Origin of the sequence: Autumnicola edwardsiae (assembly GCF_031846505.1) — a bacterium.
In the GTDB taxonomy this organism is placed as follows: domain Bacteria; phylum Bacteroidota; class Bacteroidia; order Flavobacteriales; family Flavobacteriaceae; genus Autumnicola; species Autumnicola edwardsiae.
Genome location: NZ_JAVRHP010000322.1, coordinates 1 through 391, shown reverse-complemented (window position 1 = coordinate 391; position 391 = coordinate 1). Strand labels below are relative to the sequence as shown.

1 protein-coding gene is annotated in these 391 nt (G+C 34.8%); it reads left to right on the top strand.

What is annotated here, in order from left to right; genetic code table 11:
- A partial coding sequence (locus RM529_RS17865; RefSeq protein WP_311486076.1) for an integrase core domain-containing protein occupies nt 1–261 on the top strand: 261 nt, incomplete at its 5' end.
- Nucleotides 262–391 lie beyond the last annotated feature (130 nt).

Genomic DNA, 391 nt, shown 5'->3' with positions numbered 1-391 from the left:
GGATGGAATAATATTTCCATCACAAACCTACGAGGTTTTAAAAACCTCACAGGATTTCGTTTTAAATTGTCACATCGAGCTTGTCGAGATGCTTTTTTAAAAACATTAACAGAGGCTCGGAAAATGATAAAAAAGGTGGTTTATTTGTACAACAATGAGCGGCCACACGGTTCACTAAAAAATAAAAAACCACAAGAATTTGCAAACCTTGTTCAGCAGTTAACTGCTGAACAAAGACCAATATTTAAGATTAGTTATTAACCTGAAAAAAGGCAACCATATTCAGGCAAGGTCAGTCAAACTTCAAACTCCGAACTACAAACTCCGAACTACAAACTACGAACTAATAGAATATCGATAATTGCCATTTTTAGGGCCTTACTTTTTTTTG